Origin of the sequence: Streptomyces sp. A1277, assembly GCF_004795015.1 — a bacterium.
Classification (GTDB): Bacteria; Actinomycetota; Actinomycetes; order Streptomycetales; family Streptomycetaceae; genus Streptomyces.
This window is the reverse complement of record NZ_SSBI01000008.1, coordinates 24,059-41,239: the sequence shown is the minus strand read 5'-3', so window position 1 is coordinate 41,239 and position 17,181 is coordinate 24,059. Positions and strand designations below refer to the sequence as shown.

The 17,181-nt window shown below is 71.6% G+C and carries 18 protein-coding genes; 5 read left to right on the top strand and 13 right to left on the bottom strand.

Features of this window, described 5'->3' with window-relative positions; genetic code table 11:
* Positions 1-226: 226 nt before the first annotated feature.
* Positions 227-1,228, top strand: a complete 1,002-nt coding sequence (locus tag E6R18_RS07730) for a helix-turn-helix domain-containing protein (RefSeq protein WP_136316097.1) — start codon at positions 227-229, stop codon at positions 1,226-1,228.
* Positions 1,229-1,342: 114 nt separating this feature from the next.
* Complete coding sequence (locus tag E6R18_RS07725; protein ID WP_168712293.1) at positions 1,343-1,825, top strand: DUF456 domain-containing protein; 483 nt, start codon at positions 1,343-1,345, stop codon at positions 1,823-1,825.
* On the opposite strand, the gene E6R18_RS07720 is transcribed toward E6R18_RS07725, so the two are convergent.
* Together E6R18_RS07720 and rsgA are read right to left on the bottom strand one after the other, a co-directional pair.
* A complete protein-coding gene (locus E6R18_RS07720; RefSeq protein ID WP_136316200.1) occupies positions 1,750-3,183 on the bottom strand; it encodes a DNA-3-methyladenine glycosylase 2 family protein in 1,434 nt (477 codons plus the stop codon). The two genes, E6R18_RS07725 and E6R18_RS07720, sit on opposite strands and share 76 nt — an antisense overlap.
* A gap of 82 nt (positions 3,184-3,265) precedes the next feature.
* On the bottom strand, positions 3,266-4,450 hold the full coding sequence (gene rsgA / locus E6R18_RS07715) for a ribosome small subunit-dependent GTPase A (RefSeq protein WP_136316096.1): 1,185 nt from the start codon (positions 4,448-4,450) through the stop codon (positions 3,266-3,268).
* A gap of 329 nt (positions 4,451-4,779) precedes the next feature.
* On the opposite strand from rsgA, the gene E6R18_RS07710 reads away from it, so the two are divergent.
* Positions 4,780-5,280 (top strand): DUF5949 family protein, encoded by a 501-nt coding sequence (locus E6R18_RS07710; protein ID WP_136316095.1) that lies wholly within the window; start codon positions 4,780-4,782, stop codon positions 5,278-5,280.
* Positions 5,281-5,424: 144 nt separating this feature from the next.
* Here E6R18_RS07710 and E6R18_RS07705 read toward each other — a convergent pair whose 3' ends face one another.
* The 6 genes from E6R18_RS07705 to E6R18_RS07680 all read right to left on the bottom strand — a co-directional run bounded on the left by E6R18_RS07705 (position 5,425) and on the right by E6R18_RS07680 (position 8,391).
* A complete protein-coding gene (locus tag E6R18_RS07705; RefSeq protein WP_136316094.1) occupies positions 5,425-5,832 on the bottom strand; it encodes a rodlin in 408 nt (135 codons plus the stop codon).
* A 119-nt stretch (positions 5,833-5,951) separates the two neighbouring features.
* The gene (locus E6R18_RS07700) at positions 5,952-6,131 is read right to left on the bottom strand and encodes a hypothetical protein (RefSeq protein ID WP_136316093.1); all 180 of its coding nucleotides are present in this window, start codon (positions 6,129-6,131) and stop codon (positions 5,952-5,954) included.
* 238 nt (positions 6,132-6,369) lie between these two features.
* On the bottom strand, positions 6,370-6,780 hold the full coding sequence (locus E6R18_RS07695) for a rodlin (RefSeq protein WP_136316092.1): 411 nt from the start codon (positions 6,778-6,780) through the stop codon (positions 6,370-6,372).
* 163 nt (positions 6,781-6,943) lie between these two features.
* Positions 6,944-7,234, bottom strand: a complete 291-nt coding sequence (locus E6R18_RS07690) for a hypothetical protein (RefSeq protein ID WP_136316091.1) — start codon at positions 7,232-7,234, stop codon at positions 6,944-6,946.
* 235 nt (positions 7,235-7,469) lie between these two features.
* The gene (locus tag E6R18_RS07685) at positions 7,470-7,661 is read right to left on the bottom strand and encodes a chaplin (protein ID WP_276607257.1); all 192 of its coding nucleotides are present in this window, start codon (positions 7,659-7,661) and stop codon (positions 7,470-7,472) included.
* 328 nt (positions 7,662-7,989) lie between these two features.
* The gene (locus E6R18_RS07680; RefSeq protein WP_136316089.1) at positions 7,990-8,391 is read right to left on the bottom strand and encodes a rodlin; all 402 of its coding nucleotides are present in this window, start codon (positions 8,389-8,391) and stop codon (positions 7,990-7,992) included.
* A gap of 358 nt (positions 8,392-8,749) precedes the next feature.
* Between E6R18_RS07680 and E6R18_RS07675 the strand changes: the two genes are divergently transcribed.
* Positions 8,750-9,580, top strand: coding sequence for a chaplin (locus tag E6R18_RS07675; protein ID WP_240799634.1), 831 nt, complete (start codon positions 8,750-8,752; stop codon positions 9,578-9,580).
* Positions 9,581-9,666: 86 nt separating this feature from the next.
* On the opposite strand, the gene E6R18_RS07670 is transcribed toward E6R18_RS07675, so the two are convergent.
* The 5 genes from E6R18_RS07670 to E6R18_RS07650 all read right to left on the bottom strand — a co-directional run bounded on the left by E6R18_RS07670 (position 9,667) and on the right by E6R18_RS07650 (position 16,260).
* Entirely contained in the window at positions 9,667-10,602 is a 936-nt protein-coding gene (locus E6R18_RS07670; protein ID WP_136316088.1) for a dihydrodipicolinate synthase family protein, read from the bottom strand.
* On the bottom strand, positions 10,599-11,606 hold the full coding sequence (locus E6R18_RS07665) for an ABC transporter ATP-binding protein (RefSeq protein WP_136316087.1): 1,008 nt from the start codon (positions 11,604-11,606) through the stop codon (positions 10,599-10,601). The genes E6R18_RS07670 and E6R18_RS07665 overlap by 4 nt, the downstream gene beginning before the upstream one ends.
* Positions 11,603-13,576: a dipeptide/oligopeptide/nickel ABC transporter permease/ATP-binding protein gene (locus tag E6R18_RS07660; protein ID WP_136316086.1), complete on the bottom strand. Its 1,974-nt coding sequence runs from the start codon at positions 13,574-13,576 to the stop codon at positions 11,603-11,605. The genes E6R18_RS07665 and E6R18_RS07660 overlap by 4 nt, the downstream gene beginning before the upstream one ends.
* A gap of 1 nt (position 13,577) precedes the next feature.
* Positions 13,578-14,528: an ABC transporter permease gene (locus tag E6R18_RS07655; RefSeq protein ID WP_136316085.1), complete on the bottom strand. Its 951-nt coding sequence runs from the start codon at positions 14,526-14,528 to the stop codon at positions 13,578-13,580.
* Between the two features lie 136 nt (positions 14,529-14,664).
* Positions 14,665-16,260, bottom strand: coding sequence for an ABC transporter substrate-binding protein (locus E6R18_RS07650; protein WP_136316084.1), 1,596 nt, complete (start codon positions 16,258-16,260; stop codon positions 14,665-14,667).
* 169 nt (positions 16,261-16,429) lie between these two features.
* On the opposite strand from E6R18_RS07650, the gene E6R18_RS07645 reads away from it, so the two are divergent.
* Positions 16,430-17,149, top strand: coding sequence for an FCD domain-containing protein (locus E6R18_RS07645; RefSeq protein ID WP_136316083.1), 720 nt, complete (start codon positions 16,430-16,432; stop codon positions 17,147-17,149).
* Positions 17,150-17,181: the final 32 nt, after the last annotated feature.

Below are 17,181 nucleotides of genomic sequence, written 5' to 3'. Positions count from 1 at the left end.
GGACCGGACGGACGTATCGGCCTCCCCCGCCGATACCGCCCGAGGCGGGCGCAAACGTACGCGTTCCGGGGTTGTCGAGGCCACTGTGCCGCCACCTTGGCAGAGTGACGTGCGGTACGGGGATGATGTCCACGGCGGGTTTGCGCCGTGGCCGTTTTCCGCCACGGCCGACCGGCCGAGAGGCACGCCATCGCACGGGAACACTGCGCCCGGGGAGGGTTCGCGGATGCTGGGAGCCATAGGTCTCGACGAGAGGCAGGAGTCGGCCTACCGCGCGCTCGTGGCGCTGGGGGCGGCCGAGGTGTCCGACCTCTCGCACCGGCTGGCGCTGCCCGAACGGGACACGGAACGGGCGCTGCGCAGGCTGGAGCAGCACGGCCTGGCCGCCCAGTCCTCCGCCCGCACGGGCCGGTGGGTCGCGGCGCCGCCCGGGGTCGCGCTGGGCGCGCTGCTCACCCAGCAGCGCCACCACTTGGAGCAGGCGGAGCTCGCGGCGGCGCTGCTGGCCGAGGAGTACCGGGCGGACGCCGCCGAACCGGCCGTCCACGACCTGGTCGAGGTGGTCACCGGGGCGAGCGCGGTCGCGCACCGCTTCCACCAGCTCCAGCTGGGGGCGACGAGCGAGGTGTGCGCCCTGGTCACGGGCAAGCCGATCGCGGTCAGCGGTCTGGACAACGAGTCGGAGGAGCAGGCGGCCACGCGCGGGGTCTCGTTCCGGGTGGTGATCGAGCGCGAGGTGCTGGGCCTGGAATCCGGAATCCTCGAACTGTCGGCGGCGCTCAGCCGTGACGAGCAGTGCCGGGTCGTCGACCGGGTCCCCACGAAGCTGGTGATCGCCGACGCGGTGCTGGCCATGGTGCCGCTGACCGGCCGGGGCGCGGAGCCCGCGGCGCTGGTCGTGCACGGCTCGGGGCTGCTGGAGTCGCTGACGGGGCTGTTCGAGGCGGTGTGGCGCGAGGCCATGCCGTTGCGGCTCGGCGAGAGCGGGGCGGTCCTGGCGGAGGCGGGCGGCCCGGACCCGACGGACCTGGAGATCCTGTCGCTGCTGCTGGCCGGCCTGACCGACGCGAGCGTGGCCAAACAGCTGGACCTGGGGCTGCGGACCGTGCAGCGCCGGGTCAAGGGCCTGATGGAGCTGACCGGCGTCTCGACCCGCCTCCAGCTCGGCTGGCACGCCTACGAGCGGGGCTGGGTCGCCCGCGAACCCCGCACGCGCTCGTCGCCGTGACCGCGGCGTCTGGGCTGCGCGCTCGTCGCCGTAACAGCCTCTGAGCTGCGCCGACGGCCCCCGGTACGGCTCCGCGAACGGGCGGGAGCGGTCGCTCTCCGGCAGGCTGGTCAGATGAGTGTGTGGCAGCTCGTCGCCGTCGGTCTGGTCATGCTGCTCGGCCTGATCGGTGTGCTGGCGCCGGGTGTGCCCGGGCAGGCGATCGTCTGGGCCGCCGTCCTGTGGTGGGCGCTCACCGAGAGGACGCCGGTCGCCTGGGGCGTCCTGATCGGGGCGACGGCGCTCCTCCTGCTCAACCAGGCGCTCAAGGCCTTGCTGCCGCTGCGCCGGCCCCGTGAGTCGGGGGCGCCGCGCCGGACGCTGCTGCGGGGCGGGCTCGGCGCGATCACCGGCTTCTTCGTCGTCCCGGTCGTCGGCGCGGTCATCGGGTACGTCGGCGTGATCTACGGGGCGGAGCGGCTGCGCCTCGGCAGCCGGGGGGCGGGCTGGGCGTCGGTCCGCTCGGTGATGCGGGCGACCGGTTACTCGGTGCTGGCCGAACTCTTCGCGTGCCTGCTGGTGACGGGGGCGTGGCTGGGCGCGGTGGTCTGGGGCTGACCGTCCTGCCGCCGCCGTGCCCGGCGCACGCCGTAGGAGCGCCACGGCCGCCAGCGGTGCGCGCCGGGTGTGCCGTACGGGTCCACGTCGGGGTCGCCCAGGGCGCGCATCCGGATCAGCGCGGCGGTCGCGGGGCCGATGCCGGGCAGCCGCAGGAGGGCCTGTTCGGCCTCGTCCCGGTCGGCGCCCGCGTCGAGCCGTACGCCGCCGTCGGCGAGCGCGGCCGCGAGCGCCCGCAGCGACGGGTCGACGTCCGCGTCGGCGAGCACGTCCGGCTCGGGGAAGACATGGGTCAGCCCGCCGCACGGCACGTCCAGGGCCTTGCCGTACGCGGCGACGAGTTCTCCGGCGGCCGGGTGGCCGACCAGGGCCCGTACGGCGAACTCCTCCGCGTCCGCCGCCCCCGGCGAGCGCACGCCGGGCCGGGCGGCGACGTCCGGGGCGAGCCGCGGATCGGCGGCCAGCAGCTCGTCCACGGCGTACGGGTCGGCGTCCAGGTCGAAGAGGCGGCGCAGCCGCTGCACCGCCGTGGTCAGGTCGCGCAGATCGGTGAGGTGGAGGCGGGCGTCCAGCCAGTTGCCTGCGGAGCGCTCGTCCACGGCGGCGATGGCGGTGCCGTACGGGAGGCGCAGCGTGCGCCGGTGGGTGCGGGCGCCCGGTTCCCCGCTGACCTCCTCGACCCGGGCGACCGTATGGGCGGCGAGCAGGTCGAAGACGTCACCGGCCGCGTACGGGCCCCGGTGGGCGAGGCGGAGCGGGATGCCGGTGGTGCGGGCCTCCCGGACCGCCGCGCCGAGCCCGGTGCCGGCCTCGGCGCGCAGGGCGCTCGGGGTGCGGGCGTAGATCTGCCGGACGGTGTCGTTGAACTGGCGCACGCTGCTGAAACCGGCCGCGAAGGCGATCTCGGTGACGGGCAGCAAGGTGGTCTGGAGCAGGATCCGGGCGGTGTGCGCGCGCTGCGCGCGGGCCAGGGCGACGGGCCCCGCGCCCAGTTCGGCGTTGAGCTGGCGCTGCACCTGGCGGGAGCTGTAGCCGAGCCGGTGGGCGAGACCGGGGACGCCTTCCCGGTCCACCACACCGTCGCCGATCATGCGCATGGCGCGCCCGACGACATCGGCCCGCACGTTCCACGCGGCGGAGCCGGGGACGGCGTCCGGGCGGCAGCGGCGGCACGCCCGGAAACCGTTGGTCTGGGCGGCCGCCGCCGTCGGGTAGAAGCGGACGTTCTTCCGCTTGGGGGTGACGGCGGGGCAGCTCGGCCGGCAGTAGATGCCGGTCGTTTCGACGGCGAAGAAGAACTCGCCGTCGAAACGCGCGTCGCGGCTGCTCACCGCCTCGTACCTGGTCTCTTCGTCCATCACACCGTCCAGTGTGCGCCCCCTCGGGCACCCGCACTCGCGGTATTCGGACGTCGACCAGGGCGCCGCGGCTACGGCACGGCTACCGGATCCGGCCGCGCTTGGCCTCCATCGCGGCCCGGCCCTCGGCGCCCTTGCGCTTCCAGTCCCGCCGGATCTCGGCCCGGACGCGGGCGTCGGTCTTGGCGACGATGCGCTCGTTCTCGCGGAGCAGCTTGCGGTAGCTGTCGAAGCGACGCTGGGGCAGTGTGCCGTCCTCGATCGCGGCCAGCACCGCGCAGCCGGGCTCCGCCTCGTGGACGCAGTCGTGGAACCGGCAGCCCTCGGCCAGGTCCTCGATCTCGGAGAACACCTGCTCTACGCCGACCCCGGCGTCCCAGAGGCCGACCCCGCGCAGGCCGGGGGTGTCGATCAGGACCCCGCCCGAGGGCAGGACCAGCAGGTTGCGGGTGGTGGTGGTGTGCCGGCCCTTGCCGTCGACATCGCGGGCGGCCTGGACCTCCATCACCTCCCTGCCGAGCAGCGTGTTGGCGAGGGTGGACTTGCCCGCGCCGGAGGCCCCGAGGAGCACGCTCGTACCGCCGGAGACGATCGCCGCGAACACGTCGATGCCCTCGCCGGTGGCGGAGCTGACCGGCAGCACCTGCACCCCGGGGGCGATGTGTTCGATGTCCTGGACGAGGTGGGAGAGGACGGCCGCGTCCGGGACCAGGTCGGCCTTGGTGAGGACGACGAGCGGTTCGGCGGCCCGCTCCCCGGCCCCAGCGGCGGCGTCGCCGAGCAGCGCGTCGCCGCCGGCGCTGGACATGGCCAGGGCGAGGAAGCGCTCGACCCGGCCCAGGTCGAGCTCCACGGCCAGCGAGACGCAGATCGCGATGTGGTCGACGTTGGTGGCGAGCACCTGGCCCTCGGAGCGCTTGGACGAGGTGGAGCGGACGAACGCGGTGCGCCGCGGCAGCAGCGTACGGACGAACCGCGGGTCGCCGTCGGCGTCGACGGCGGCCCAGTCGCCGGTGCAGATGATCCGCATCGGGTCGCGGGGCACGACGAACGCGGTGTCCGCCCAGACCGTGCCCTGCGGAGTGGCGATGTCGCACCGGCCCCGGTCCACCCGCACCACACGGCCGGGCACCAGCCCCTGGGCGGCGTACGGGGCGAACTCGGCCGCCCAGTCGTCGTCCCAGCCGTACGCGGCCAGCGGGTGCGCGGCGGCGGAAGAGGAGGAGAGGGAAGAGAAGGAGGAAAGGGATGAAGACGGGAAAGACAAGGGAAACCCTTCACAGGGTGGCCCCGGCGGTGCGCGCGTCGGCGCGGAAAGTCCTGAAGGAGGTCAGCCGGTGGCCACGGGGGCGGGAACGAGGAACTTCGGCTCGTGGGCAGCGCCCATCACAACGACCGTCGCCAATGTCCTCACCTCCGCACTCATCCGTGTCCGGCACCGGCAGCCTGTCCGCCGTCCGTCTCGTCCCACACCATAGCCCCCGGTGCTCCGGCGGCCAACGCATTATTCGGCCCGGCTCGACTTGCCACCAGTCGTCCCCCGATCGGGTGATACGCATGGAGTTCGACCGGTCGCGGACGGTTAGGGTGCCGGACATGACCTCCCCTCAGACAGCCACCGGCACGTTCACGCAGGCCCAGTTGGGCACCCTCATCCTGATCGGCTGGAGCGGCGAGTACCAGCAGAGCGGCCGCGACGCCGCCTTCCTGCTCGCCTACTCGCTGGGCGACGGATCGGACGGCCCGGCGGCCGGCGAGCACGCCATGCGCCTCGCGTTGCAGCGCAGCGGACTCACCGTCGGCGGCGCCCCGGTGCGCGCCGACGAGACGCCGGGGCTCCCCGTGAAGCTCCTCGTCCAGGCCGGCCAGGCCGTCCTGACGCTGCCTCACTTCACCGCCCAGTACCCGGTGCCGCCCGAGTGGCTGGCGGCGGCGCGCGAACAGGGCGAGGTCCACGCGATGTTCGCCACCCGCCCGTGGCCGCAGGGCGCCCCGGGGCTCCCCATCGGCGAGGCGGAGCTGCGGGCCTTCGCCGGTGACCCCGAGGTCATCGCGACCTCGGCCCACTGCGTGCTTCCGGTCCGAAGCCTCGGCTGACCTCCCCGGCCCTCAACGGCGAGGCCCACCACCCGCGGAGGGTGGTGGGCCTCGGTCATGCCGTGCGTACACACGCGTCGCACAGGACGGACGACGCACGGCGGGCGGCCCGGAGGCCGGACCGCCCGCCGTCGGTGCACGGAATCAGTTGTTGCCGATGCCGTTCCCGGAGAGGACCGGGATGTCGTCCACCAGGTGCGACAGGGACTCGTCGCCCTTGGCCTGGGTGGAGTTCTCGGCGCACTGCTGGTTCTGCGGGTTGGACAGGACGTTGACGTCCTGGACCGTAACCGGGACGAGACCGACGAGCGAACCCAGGTTGGCCTTGACCGGGGCACCCACGCACAGCTTGTTCAGCGAGCCCTGGATGAGCTGGGCCTGCGGGCTGCCGTCGCCCCGGGTCACGCTGTTGCCGAACGAGCTGGCGGCGCCGTTGCCGTTGACCGACGTCGTGCCCCCGTCGTTACCGATCGCCATGGCCGAGGGGGCCGCGGCGGCCGACAGGCCGACCAGGGACACGGCTACTGCCGCGCCGGCCATCATCTTCTTCATCACGCTTCACCTTTCGGAGCGTTCCGTTCTGGAACGTACTGATCAACACCGTGCGGAGGTTTCGGTTCCGCTGATCCACCCGAATGGGTTGGATGCCGCATGAGTTCGACGGGCCGCCGTCAGCCCCGGCCGGCCTCGCCCGAGCTCCGCGCCGCGGGCACGAACCCGCCCGTGCGACAGGGGCCGGGCGCCGCGGGCTCGGCCGGGACCGGGTCGGCCCGCGCGGCCTGCCACTCGGCGAGGAGCCGGTCGTAGATCGGGGTGGCGCTTTCCGGGTGCCGACTGTCGTACTGGTCCATGAGGAGGCCCTACCCGTTACGGCGGAATCCCGCCGCCCCGGCTACGGCAACCGGCCCAGCGGGCCGCCCGTTCGAGCGAGCGGACGGGCGTGCGCACCCGCCCCGGACACGCACATGGGGCCGGCGGGTCCGGGCGGCCGGCAATGCGGCTGCCCGGGCCCACCGGCCCCACAGGTGCGTCAGGAAGGACGAGGCGCTCCGGGAACTACCCGTGTGTCAGGACCCGTTCAGGAGCCGCTCAGTCGTTGGCGGCACCGTTGCCCGAGAGGATCGGGATGTCGTCCAGGATGTGCGACAGGGCCTCGTCGCCCTTGGCCTGGGTGGAGTTCTCGGTGCACTGCTGGTTCTGCGGCGAGGACAGGACGTTGACGTCCTGGACCGTGACCGGGACGACCCCGAGCAGGGAACCGACGTTGGCCTTGGCCGGCAGGGCGATGCAGGGCTTGTTGAGCGAGCCCTGGATGAGCGCGAACTGCGGGCTCCAGTCACCGTGGGTGGCGGAGTTGCCGTACGACTGCATGGCGCCGTTGCCGTTGACCGTCGTGGTGCCCTGGTCGTTGCCGATGGCCATGGCCCCCGGGGCGACGGCGGCGGAGACGCCGACGATCGATGCGGCGACGGCTGCCGAGGCCATCATCTTCTTGATCATGAAACTGCCCTTCTGGTTTTCTCTGTGATGCCCGCCGGTGCCGAGCGCACTGATCAACTCGGCGTGACGGGAATGGTTGTGGCACTTCACCCGAAAGGTGCGCGCACACTCGAAAGGTGCGTACGCACTCGAACGGCGCGGGGGCCACGCCGCCGGTGCGAGGTCAGCGGGCGAGCGGGAGGCCGCCCAGCAGGGGCGCCGCACCCTTCACCGCTCCGGTGGCCTGGTCGGCGACCTCGGTGACGGTTCCGTTCTCGTGCAGGTTGTCGGCGGCGCCGCTGACGGTGTCGAGGACCGGGTCGACCGCCTGCGGAGCGGCCGCCACCACCTGGTTGACGCCTCCGTCGAGGCTGAAGCTGGGGGCCGTGGCGGTGGTGACGGCGAAGGCGGGGGCAGCCGTGCCGAGCGCAACCACGGAACCGGCAACGAGCGCGGCGGTCTTCGCGTACTTCACTTTCGGGTTCCCTTCTGCAGCGGCGTCTGTTTCGGTCGCGTCCCCGCGCCGCACGAGCCTTCTTTAGCCGTGACTTCTGCCGCTTTCCCCCTGACTAACGACCCGAATGCGGCCGGGCAACTGGACGGCGCGGCCTTTCTCGAAATCCCGGGTTCCGGAGCGCACGGGAAAGCCCCGGAACGCGGGGAGTGCGCTCCGGGGCCTTCGGTGCCGAGAAGAATTCGGCGGGGGTGAATCAGTCGTTGGCGCAGACGTTGCCGAAGGCCGGGTTCAGCAGGCCGATGATGTCGATGGTGTTGCCGCAGACGTTCACCGGGATGTGAATCGGAACCTGGACGACGTTGCCGGACAGGACGCCCGGGGAGTTGACGGCGGCACCCTCGGCGCCGGAGTCGGCGAAGGCCGGGGCAGCGGCACCCATGGCCATGAGGGTACCGGCGGCGACGGCGGCGATCTTGGTGTACTTCACGTGAAACCCTTTCTTCGGCGGAGTCCGGAGCGGCCACGGCTTTCGTGCCGCACGAGCGCGGACCTGATCGCTCGTGACCCCGCCGTTGTCATTCGTAACGATTTCGGACGGTAAGCGAAACTCTTCAACCAGAAGATTCTTCGAAGACCGCCCGAATGATGCAGTTCCAGTCAGCGGCCGACGTTCCCGCTGGAATCATTCGATTCCGGCCGGACGTGTGGGGCAGCAGCAGGCCCGGGCCGCTCGGAGGAGGAACGCCGGCGGCCCGGGCCTGGTGACGGCCGGATCAGCGGTTGCCGGCGCCGTTGCCCGACAGGACCGGGATGTTGTCCAGGATGTGCGACAGCGGCTCGTCGCCCTTGGCCTGGGTGGAGTTCTCGGTGCACTGCTGGTTCTGCGGGTTGGACAGGACGTTGACGTCCTGGACCGTAATCGGGACGACACCGATGAGTGAACCGACGTTGGCCTTGAGCGGCAGGCCGACGCAGGGCTTGTTCAGCGAGCCCTGGACCAGGTCGAACTGCGGGCTGCCATCGCCGTGCGTCACGGCGTTGCCGAAGGACTGCGAGGCGCCGTTGCCGTTCACGGAGGTCGTGCCGCCGTCGTTGCCGATGGCCATCGCCTGCGCGGCGCCGAGCCCGAGGATGGAGGCGGCGACAGCACCCGTAGCCAGGACCTTCTTGATCACGATGAACCCTTCTCGTACTGGGAGCCCCGTACCGGAGCGCCCTGCCCAACTCGTCCCCGGACGTTTGGTTATCACCATTCACCCGAATGCCAGGAAGTGGCGGACGCCCGTGCGAAAGCGATCGGGACATACTGACGGAAATCGACAGCGTCTCCCTTACGCGTAGCCCGTACGGGTGATCACAGAAAATTCACTGGTTTCACGTTTCTCGCGCACGCAGGCGTCGTTATGGGTGTCGTCAAGCTCGCCCGCCGGGAGGCTCCCCCAAGCATCACGGTCGGAACTGACGGCTGCTGCACCGCCTGACGAACGAACTGCGGCCGCGCGTTCGCGAGAAATGTCCCAAGGAAGGGCCCCAATGCGAAAAGCCTTGAGTAAAAGCGTGCTCGTCATGGCGGCGGCGTCAGGCATCCTGACCGCCTCCGGCGGCTACGCCTTCGCCGACGCCTCGGCCGACGGCGCCGCTGTCGGTTCGCCCGGCGTCGGGTCGGGCAACGTCGTGCAGGTCCCGGTGCACGTCCCGGTCAACATCTGCGGCAACACCGTCAACGTGATCGGCGCGCTGAACCCCGCCTTCGGCAACGAGTGCGAGAACGAGGGCGGCGACGCGGCCCCCGGCGACACCCAGGGCGCGAGTGCCGAGGGAGTGGCCGTCGGTTCCCCCGGCGTGCTCTCGGGCAACGTCGTGCAGGCCCCGGTCGACATCCCGGTCAACGTCTGCGGCAACAGTGTCAACGTGGTCGGTCTGCTGAACCCGGCCGCCGGCAACGAGTGCGAGAACAGTGGCGGCGAGGTCGAGAACCCGCCGCACCACAACCCCCCGCACAAGCCGCCGCACCACAAGCCCCCGACGCACAAGCCGCCGCACCACCACGACGACAACTGCCCTCCGGGACACCACCACAAGCCGCCGGCCCCGCCGGTGCACCACAAGCCGCCGCACCACAAGCCGCCGACGCACCACAAGCCCCCGACGCACAACCCGCCCACGCACAACCCGCCGACCCACGCGTGGCACCCGCACAACCCGCCGGCCCACACCTGGCACCACACCCCCAAGCACCACAAGCCGCCGCAGATGGCGCACACCGGCACCAACGACAAGCTGGGCATCGCCGGTGGCGCCAGCGCCGCGATGGTGCTCGGTGGCGGCCTGCTGATGCGCCGCGCCCGCGCCGCGCAGAAGTGAGCTGACGCTCCCCCACGCACCAAAGGTCCGGCCCGACAGCCTTCGCTGTCGGGCCGGACCTTTCGGTGTCCGGTGCTGCCGCCGTGTCAGACCGCGGCGATGCCCGCGCGCTCCAGGCAGGCGGCGATCGTCGCCGTCTCCTCGGCGTCGAGCCGGCGCATCGGCGGGCTCATCACGTTGGTGGCGATGACGCCGCGCAGCATCAGCGCGGTCTTGAACGCGCCGAGCCCGGCCGCCGTGGCGGATGCCGTGCCGGGGCGGGCGGCGCGGATGATGTCGAACAGTGCGACGAGGCGGTCCTGTTCGGCCCGGGCGGCGGCCCAGTCGCCGCGCACCGCGGCCTCGTGGAGGCGTACGTACCCGTGCGGGTCCACGTTGCCGAGCCCCGGCACCGACCCGTCGGCGCCACCCAGCATCATCGCGTCGACGACCAGCTCGTGGCCGGTGAGCACGGAGAACTCCGGGAGCTCGCGGGCCCCGATGGCCAGCCGCCGGAACGAGCCGTCGTCGCCGCTGGAGTCCTTCACACCGGCCAGCACGCCGTCGGCGGCGAGCGGGAGCAGCAGTTCCGGGTCGAGCTTGCTGTGGACGCAGACCGGCACGTCGTAGGCCAGGACCGGCAGGTCGAGGGCGGCGGCGACGTCCCGGAAGTGCCGGTCGATCTCCGTGTCGTGGGTGCGGGTGTAGAAGGGCGCGGTGACGACGACGGCGTCGGCACCGAGCTCCGCGGCGCGGCGGGCGCGCTCGATCGCCCGGTTGGTGGTGGTCTCGATAGCGCCGACGAGGACCGGCACCTGGCCGCCGGCCGCGGCGGTGATGGCCCTGATGACCCGGTCCTGCTGTCCGGGGGTGAGGTAGGCGGTCTCGCCGGAGCTGCCGAGGGCGAAGAGCCCGGTGACGCCGCCGTCGATCAGGTGCCCCACGACCCGCTCCAGCGAGGGGATGTCGAGCTCGCCGTCCGCGGTGAGCGGGGTGACGACGGGCGGGATGACTCCCGTGTAGCGGGGGGTTCGGGCGGTCATGCGGTGCTCCTTGCGGACGGTACGGGGGTCGGGTCCCCGGAGGGGGAAGCGGGGGTCTGGGGGTGGACGCAGTGCCAGCGGTGTTCCCGGGGCCCGAAGGTCTCGGCCGGGAAGGCGGTGGTGCACGCGTCGTCGGCCTTCCAGCAGCGGGTGCTGAACGGGCAGCCGGGCGGCGGGTTGGTGGCGGAGGGCACCGGGCCGGTGAGCACGATGCGCTCGGTCGCCTCCATCAGACTGGGCGTCGCGGAGAGCAGGGCCTCGGTGTACGGGTGCGAGGGGGCGCCCGCGACGTCGGCCGCGCGGCCCTCCTCGACGATGCGCCCGAGGTAGAGGACGGCGATGCGGTCGGCGAGGTAGCGCACGGTCTGGATGTCGTGCGAGATGAAGACCATGCCGAGGCCGAGGCGTTCGCGCAGGTCCACCAAGAGGTTGAGGACCTGGGCGCGGACCGAGACGTCGAGCGCGGAGGTGGGTTCGTCGGCGACGATCAGCTCGGGTTCGAGGGCCAGGGCGCGGGCGATGGCGACGCGCTGGCGCTGGCCGCCGGAGAGCTGTCCGGGCAGGGCCGCCAGGGTGTGTCCGGGGAGGCCGACCAGGTCGAGGAGTTCCTCGACGCGGGCCTCGCGCTCCTCGCGGGTGCCGCGGCGGTGCACGTCGAGCGGGTCGCGCAGGATCTGGCGGACCGTGAGCCTCGGGTTGAGCGCGGTGGACGGGTCCTGGAAGACGACGCCCACGGCCGAGCCGAAGTCGCTTCGCCGCTCGGCGCCCGACATCGCCCACAGGTCCTTGCCGTGGAAGAGGACCTCGCCCTCGGTGGGCTTCTGCAGTCCGGTCAGCACCCGGGCGAGCGTGGACTTGCCGCAGCCCGACTCGCCGACCAGGCCGACGATCTCGCCGCGTTTGACCTCCAGGGTGGCGTCGGTCAGGGCGTGGACGGCGTCGCGGCTGAAGATGCCTCCGCTGCGTGCCTTGTGGCGTACGTGAACGCCGTTGAGCCTGATCACAGGGCGCTCCCTTCGAGCTTCTTCGCGGTGGCACCGGCCGGGTGGTGGCACGCGAAGCCGTGGTCCTTCGTGTCGCCGCGCCCGGTGATGACGGGGGTGGTGGTGCGGCAGAGGTCGGTCGCCGCACCGCAGCGGCCGGCGAAGCGGCAGCCCGCGCCGAAGCCCTGGGGTGCGGGGACGACGCCGCGGATCTGGTGGAGCCGCTCGGCGCCGGCCTCCAGGGAGACGACGGAGCCGAGGAGGCCGCGGCTGTAGTGGTGGGCGGGGTCGGTGAGGACCGCCCGGGTGTCGCCGACCTCGGCGAGCCGTCCCGCGTACATCACGGCGACCCGGTGCGAGAGGTCGCCGACGAGGGCGAGGTCGTGCGAGACCAGCACCATGGCGAAGCCGAGCTCGTCGCGGAGCCGGATGAGGAGTTCGACGACCTGGGCCTGGACGGTGACGTCGAGGGCGGTGGTCGGCTCGTCCGCGATCAGGAGGCGGGGGCTGCGGGAGAGGGCCATGGCGATGAGGACGCGCTGGCGCTGGCCGCCGGAGAGCTCGTGCGGGTAGCTGCGCAGGGTGCGCTCGGGCGAGAGGCCGACGAGCTCCAGGAGCTCGGCGGGGGTCTTCGTTCCGCCGCGCGAGGTCAGCTGCTTGAGCTGGGTGCCCACGAGCACGGAGGGGTTGAGGGAGGACAGCGCGTCCTGGTAGACCATCGCGATCTCGGGGCCCATCAGGGCGCGGCGTTCCTTGGGCGGGAGCTTCAGCAGGTCCCGGCCGCGGTACATGATCTCGCCGCTGACCTCGGCGTTGCGGGCGAGGAGGCCCATGACGGCGAGGCTGGTGATGGACTTGCCGCAGCCGGACTCGCCGACCAGGCCGAGGGTCTCGCCCTCGTGGACGGTGAAGTTCAGCCTGTCGACGACGGGGATCTCGCCGTAGCGGTCCGGGAAGCGGATCGCGAGGTCGCGGACGACGAGGAGTTCGGCGGCGTCCTCGCGTACCGGTGTGATGGTGGGCTCGGTGGCGTTGACGTGCCGGGCGAGCTTGGCGAGGGCGGCGTCGATGTCGACGGTGGCGGCGGCCTCGACCGGGTCCGGTGCGGTGGCGGCCGTGGGGTCGACGGCGGCGCGGGCGCTCTTGGGCGCCGCGGAGGCGTCGGTGAGCCCTTCGGAGAGGATGTTGAGCGCGAGGACGGTGATCAGCAGGGCGAGGCCGGGGAAGAAGGTGGCCCACCAGCCGCCCGCCAGGAGGATCTGCCGGCCGTAGGCGAGGACGCTGCCCCAGCTGGGGTCGGGGTCCTGCACACCGGCGCCGATGAAGGAGAGGCTCGCCTCGAAGATGATCGCCTCGGCGACCATGACGGTGGCGAACACCATGACCGGAGCCATGCAGTTGACGGCGACGTGGCGCAGGATGATGTAGGCGCGCCGGGCGCCGATGACCTTCTCGGCGGCGACGTAGTCCTCGCCGTACTGGGAGAGGACGTTGGCGCGGACCACGCGGGCCAGCGAGGGGGTGTAGACGAAGGCGATCGTGAAGATGATCACCGGGATGCTGGTGCCGAACACGGCGACCAGGACGGCCGCGAGCGCGATCGGCGGGAACGACATGATGACGTCGAGGGTGCGCATGACGGACTCGTCGCCGAGCTTGCGCGAGGTGGCGGCGAGCGAGCCGAGGACGGCTCCGGCGACCAGGGCGCAGGCGGTCGAGCCGAGGCCGATGATCAGCGAGTAGCGCGAGCCGTGCATGACGCGGGCGAACACGTCGCGGCCTGCCCGGTCGGTGCCGAACCAGTGCGCGCCGCTCGGGGCCTGGACGGGGTTGCCCGTGGCCAGCGGGTCCTGGGTGAGCAGGGGGGCCAGTACGGCGCCGAGGAGGACGAGGATCAGGACGCCGAGGGCGACGCGGGAGGTTACCGGGAGGGCGCGGAAGGCGACGCCCGGTCGGGAGAGCTTCTTGGCCAGACGGCCCGTGGCGAACATGTCACACCGTCCTGATGCGCGGGTTGACCAGCAGGTAGAGCAGGTCGACGATGACGTTGACCACCAGGAACGCGATGGCGATGGTCAGTACGGTGCCCTGGACCAGGGCGATGTCGCCTCCGGTGACACCTTCGAGGATGAGTTTGCCCATGCCGGGCAGGTCGAAGATCGCTTCGATGACGACGGCGCCGCTGAGCAGGTAGCCGACCTTGACCCCGAGCACGGTGAGCGGGGTGACCAGGGCGTTGCGCAGCACCGAGCGGATGACCAGGAAGACCGGCAGGCCGTTGCCCTGGGCGGTGCGCACGTAGTCCCGGTCGAGTTCGGTGACCATCGCGGTGCGGATGAGGCGGGCGAGCGACGCGGCGACGGGCACGGCGAGCGAGACGGCGGGCAGGAACATCGTCCGGAGCCAGCCGCCGAACGAGTCGGCGATGTTGGTGTATCCGCCCGTCGGGAAGATCTGGCTGTTCAGGGCGAACTGCTGGATGAGCAGGACGCCGAGCCAGAAGGACGGGACGGCGACCCCGGCCATGGACAGGACCCGGAAGAGCTGGTCGGGCCAGCGGTCGCGGTACATCGCGCCCAGGACGCCGCCGATGACGGCGAGGACGATGGCGATGACGAGCCCGAGAATGGTGAGCTGGAGGGTGAGCGGGAAGGCGGCGGTGATCCGGTCGACCACGGGCTGGCTCGGTGGGACGGTCGAGCCGAGGTCCAGGTGGATCAGCTGGCCGAGGAAGTGGAAGTAGCGTACGGGCAGCGGGTCGTTGAGCCCGTTGGCCTCGGCGAATGCCTCCCGGGCCTCCGGGCCGGCGCTCTCCCCGAGCGCGTTGTAGGCCGGGTCGACCGGCGAGAACTGCAGCACCACGAAGACGAGCAACGCGATACCGAGGATCATCACCGGCATCATCGCGACGCGGCGCAGCGCGAGCCGGAGAAAAGCAACCATCGTCGGGTTCCTTGCGGTTGGGCGGTCGTCCGGTCCGGGACACCGGGGTGGTCGGTGTCCCGGACCGGGGTGTGGGGCGCGGGCGGGCCGCGCCGTTCGGGTGGCCGGGGTGCGGCGGCCGCCGGCCGGGCGCCGGTCAGGCGCGGCTGACGTCCAGGAAGGACAGGCCGGTGGTGGGCAGCGGCTTGAAGCCGGGGAGCGCCTTCTCGTTCCAGGCCGTGGGCAGCTTGCGGTGGAGGATCGGGTAGAGCGGGACCTCGTCGGAGAGGAGGTCGGTGGTCTGGCCCCACAGCTGCTTGCGGTCTGCCTCGTCGGCGGCCTGGGCGGCCTTGTCGAGGAGCTGCTTGACCTTCTTGTACTCGGCGGTCTTGGACCAGCCGTAACGGTTCTCCGGCCAGAAGCCGTAGTAGAACCAGCGCAGCAGCAGGTCGACGTCGTTGCCGAAGACCGAGGGGTCGCCGGGGGCGACGAGGACCTCGAAGTCGCCCTTGTCGACCTTGGCGTACTGGGCGGCGGACTGGGCGATGCCGAGGGTGGCCTCGATGCCGGCGGCGGCCCAGCTCTCCTTGATCAGCGGGGCGATGTCCTTGACCCAGCCGGTGTCCACGGTCAGGACGGTGAACTTGAGGTTCTTCACCCCCGCTTCGGCGAGCAGCTTCTTCGCCTTGGCCACGTCGTGCGTGTAGACGGTGGCGGCCTTCTGGTAGTCGGGGTGCGTCGTCGGGACGTAGCCCGTGGCGGCCGTCGCGTTCCCGACCATGGCGGTCTTGATGATCTTCTCGGTGTCCAGCGCGTAGTGCAGGGCCTGGCGGACCCGCTTGTCGGCGAACCGCTTGTCGGCGGTGTTGAACATCAGGAAGAGCAGGCCGAAGGACTGCACGGACTCGGTCTTCGCCGAGCCCGAGAGCCCCTTGACGTCGATGTACGGGACGTCCTCGATGGCCTGGACGCGGCCCGACTGCATGGCGCTGACCCGGGCCGACTGGTCCGATATCAGGCGCCAGATCATCTTCTTGGCCTTGGCGGGGTGCGAGCCGTTGTACTTGTCGTACTTCTCGAAGACGATCTTGTCCTCGCGGGTCGCCGAGACGAACTTGTACGGGCCCGAGCCGACCGGCTTGGCGTCGAAGCCCTTGACGTCCGCCTCGACGATCTTCTTCGGCACGATCCGGGCCACGGCGATGCGGGACGGGAAGAGCGCGAAGGGGTACTTGAGCTTGAACTCGACCGTGGAGGCGTCGACGGCCTTGACGGTGTCGATGAAGGGCACGAACTGCGCCATGAGGGAGGCGTTCTTCGGGTCCAGGATGCGTTCGAAGCTGAACACGACGTCGTCGGCGGTGACGTCCGATCCGTCGTGGAAGGTCGCGCCCTTGCGCAGGGTGGCGCGGTAGGTGGTGGCGTTGATCTTCTTCGGCATCTCGGTGGCGAGAGCAGGCCGTGCCACGAGCGTTGCCGGATCGAGATCCACCAGGCCCTCGAAGATGTGCATATTGGCGGCGTACGGGGTCGCGCCCGAGGTGATCATCGGGTCGAAGCCGGTCGACAGGGGGTAGGACAGACCGGCCTCGATGAGGTCGCTGCCGCTGCCCTTGTCCGTCGAGCCGTTGGTGGTCGAGGACGGTCCGCCACACGCGGACAGGCCGGCCGTGATGGCGGCCGCGGCACCGATGGCACCGGTGTAACGCAGGAAGGTGCGGCGCTCGACACCGGCTGATCTCAGCTCGGGCACGGGTCCTCCAGGGACTTGAGGTGGGGCGTCGTGGATGGGAAAGGGGGGCTGGCGCAGGTTCACGGGGGGCCGCGGTACCTGGAGCATCAGACGTCAGATGTCTGATGCCTTGATAGCGTGGGAACGTAGCTTGACAATCGAGAGGGGTCAAGAGGTGGGGAGTTCACATATGTCCGGAACGAGGCCCGGCCGGCAGCTGCTCCGGCAGGAAGTCGTCGACGGCATCAAGCGGTACATCCTCGAAGAACGGCTCCGTCCCGGGGACCCGCTGCCCACCGAGCCCGCCCTGTGCGAGGCGCTCGGCGCCAGCCGCTCCAGCGTCCGCGAGGCCGTCAAGATCCTCAACGCGCTGGACATCGTGGAGGTCCGCCACGGCCACGGCACCTACGTCGGCCGGCTGAGCCTGTCGGCCCTGGTGGAGAGCCTGACCTTCCGGGGCCTGCTCTCCCCCGACGACGACTTCCAGGTGATGGCCGACCTGGTCGACGTACGCGAACTCTTCGAGCGCGGGATGGCCGACCGGATCGTCTCGCAGCTCAGCGCCGAGCAGCTGGACGCGCTGGACGCCCTGGTGGCCACCATGCGCGAGACGGGCGCCCAGGAGGGCCACGGCTTCGTCGACGCCGACCGCGCCTTCCACGCCCTGCTCGTCGCCCCGCTGGGCAACGAGCTGATCGGCCAGCTCTCGATGGCCTTCTGGGACGTGTACACGATCGTCGCACCGCACCTGGACGGGTTCACGCAGGCCGACGAGACCGAGACGATCACCGCCCACCAGAACATCGTGGACGCCGCCCGGGCCGGTGACATCGCCGGGTTCATGAAGGCGCTCGGAGAGCACTACGCGCCCGTGCGGCGCCGGATCTCCGAGGCCCGCGCCCGGCGCTGAGCCGCCGAGCCGCCGCTCGCGGCCGGCGGAGC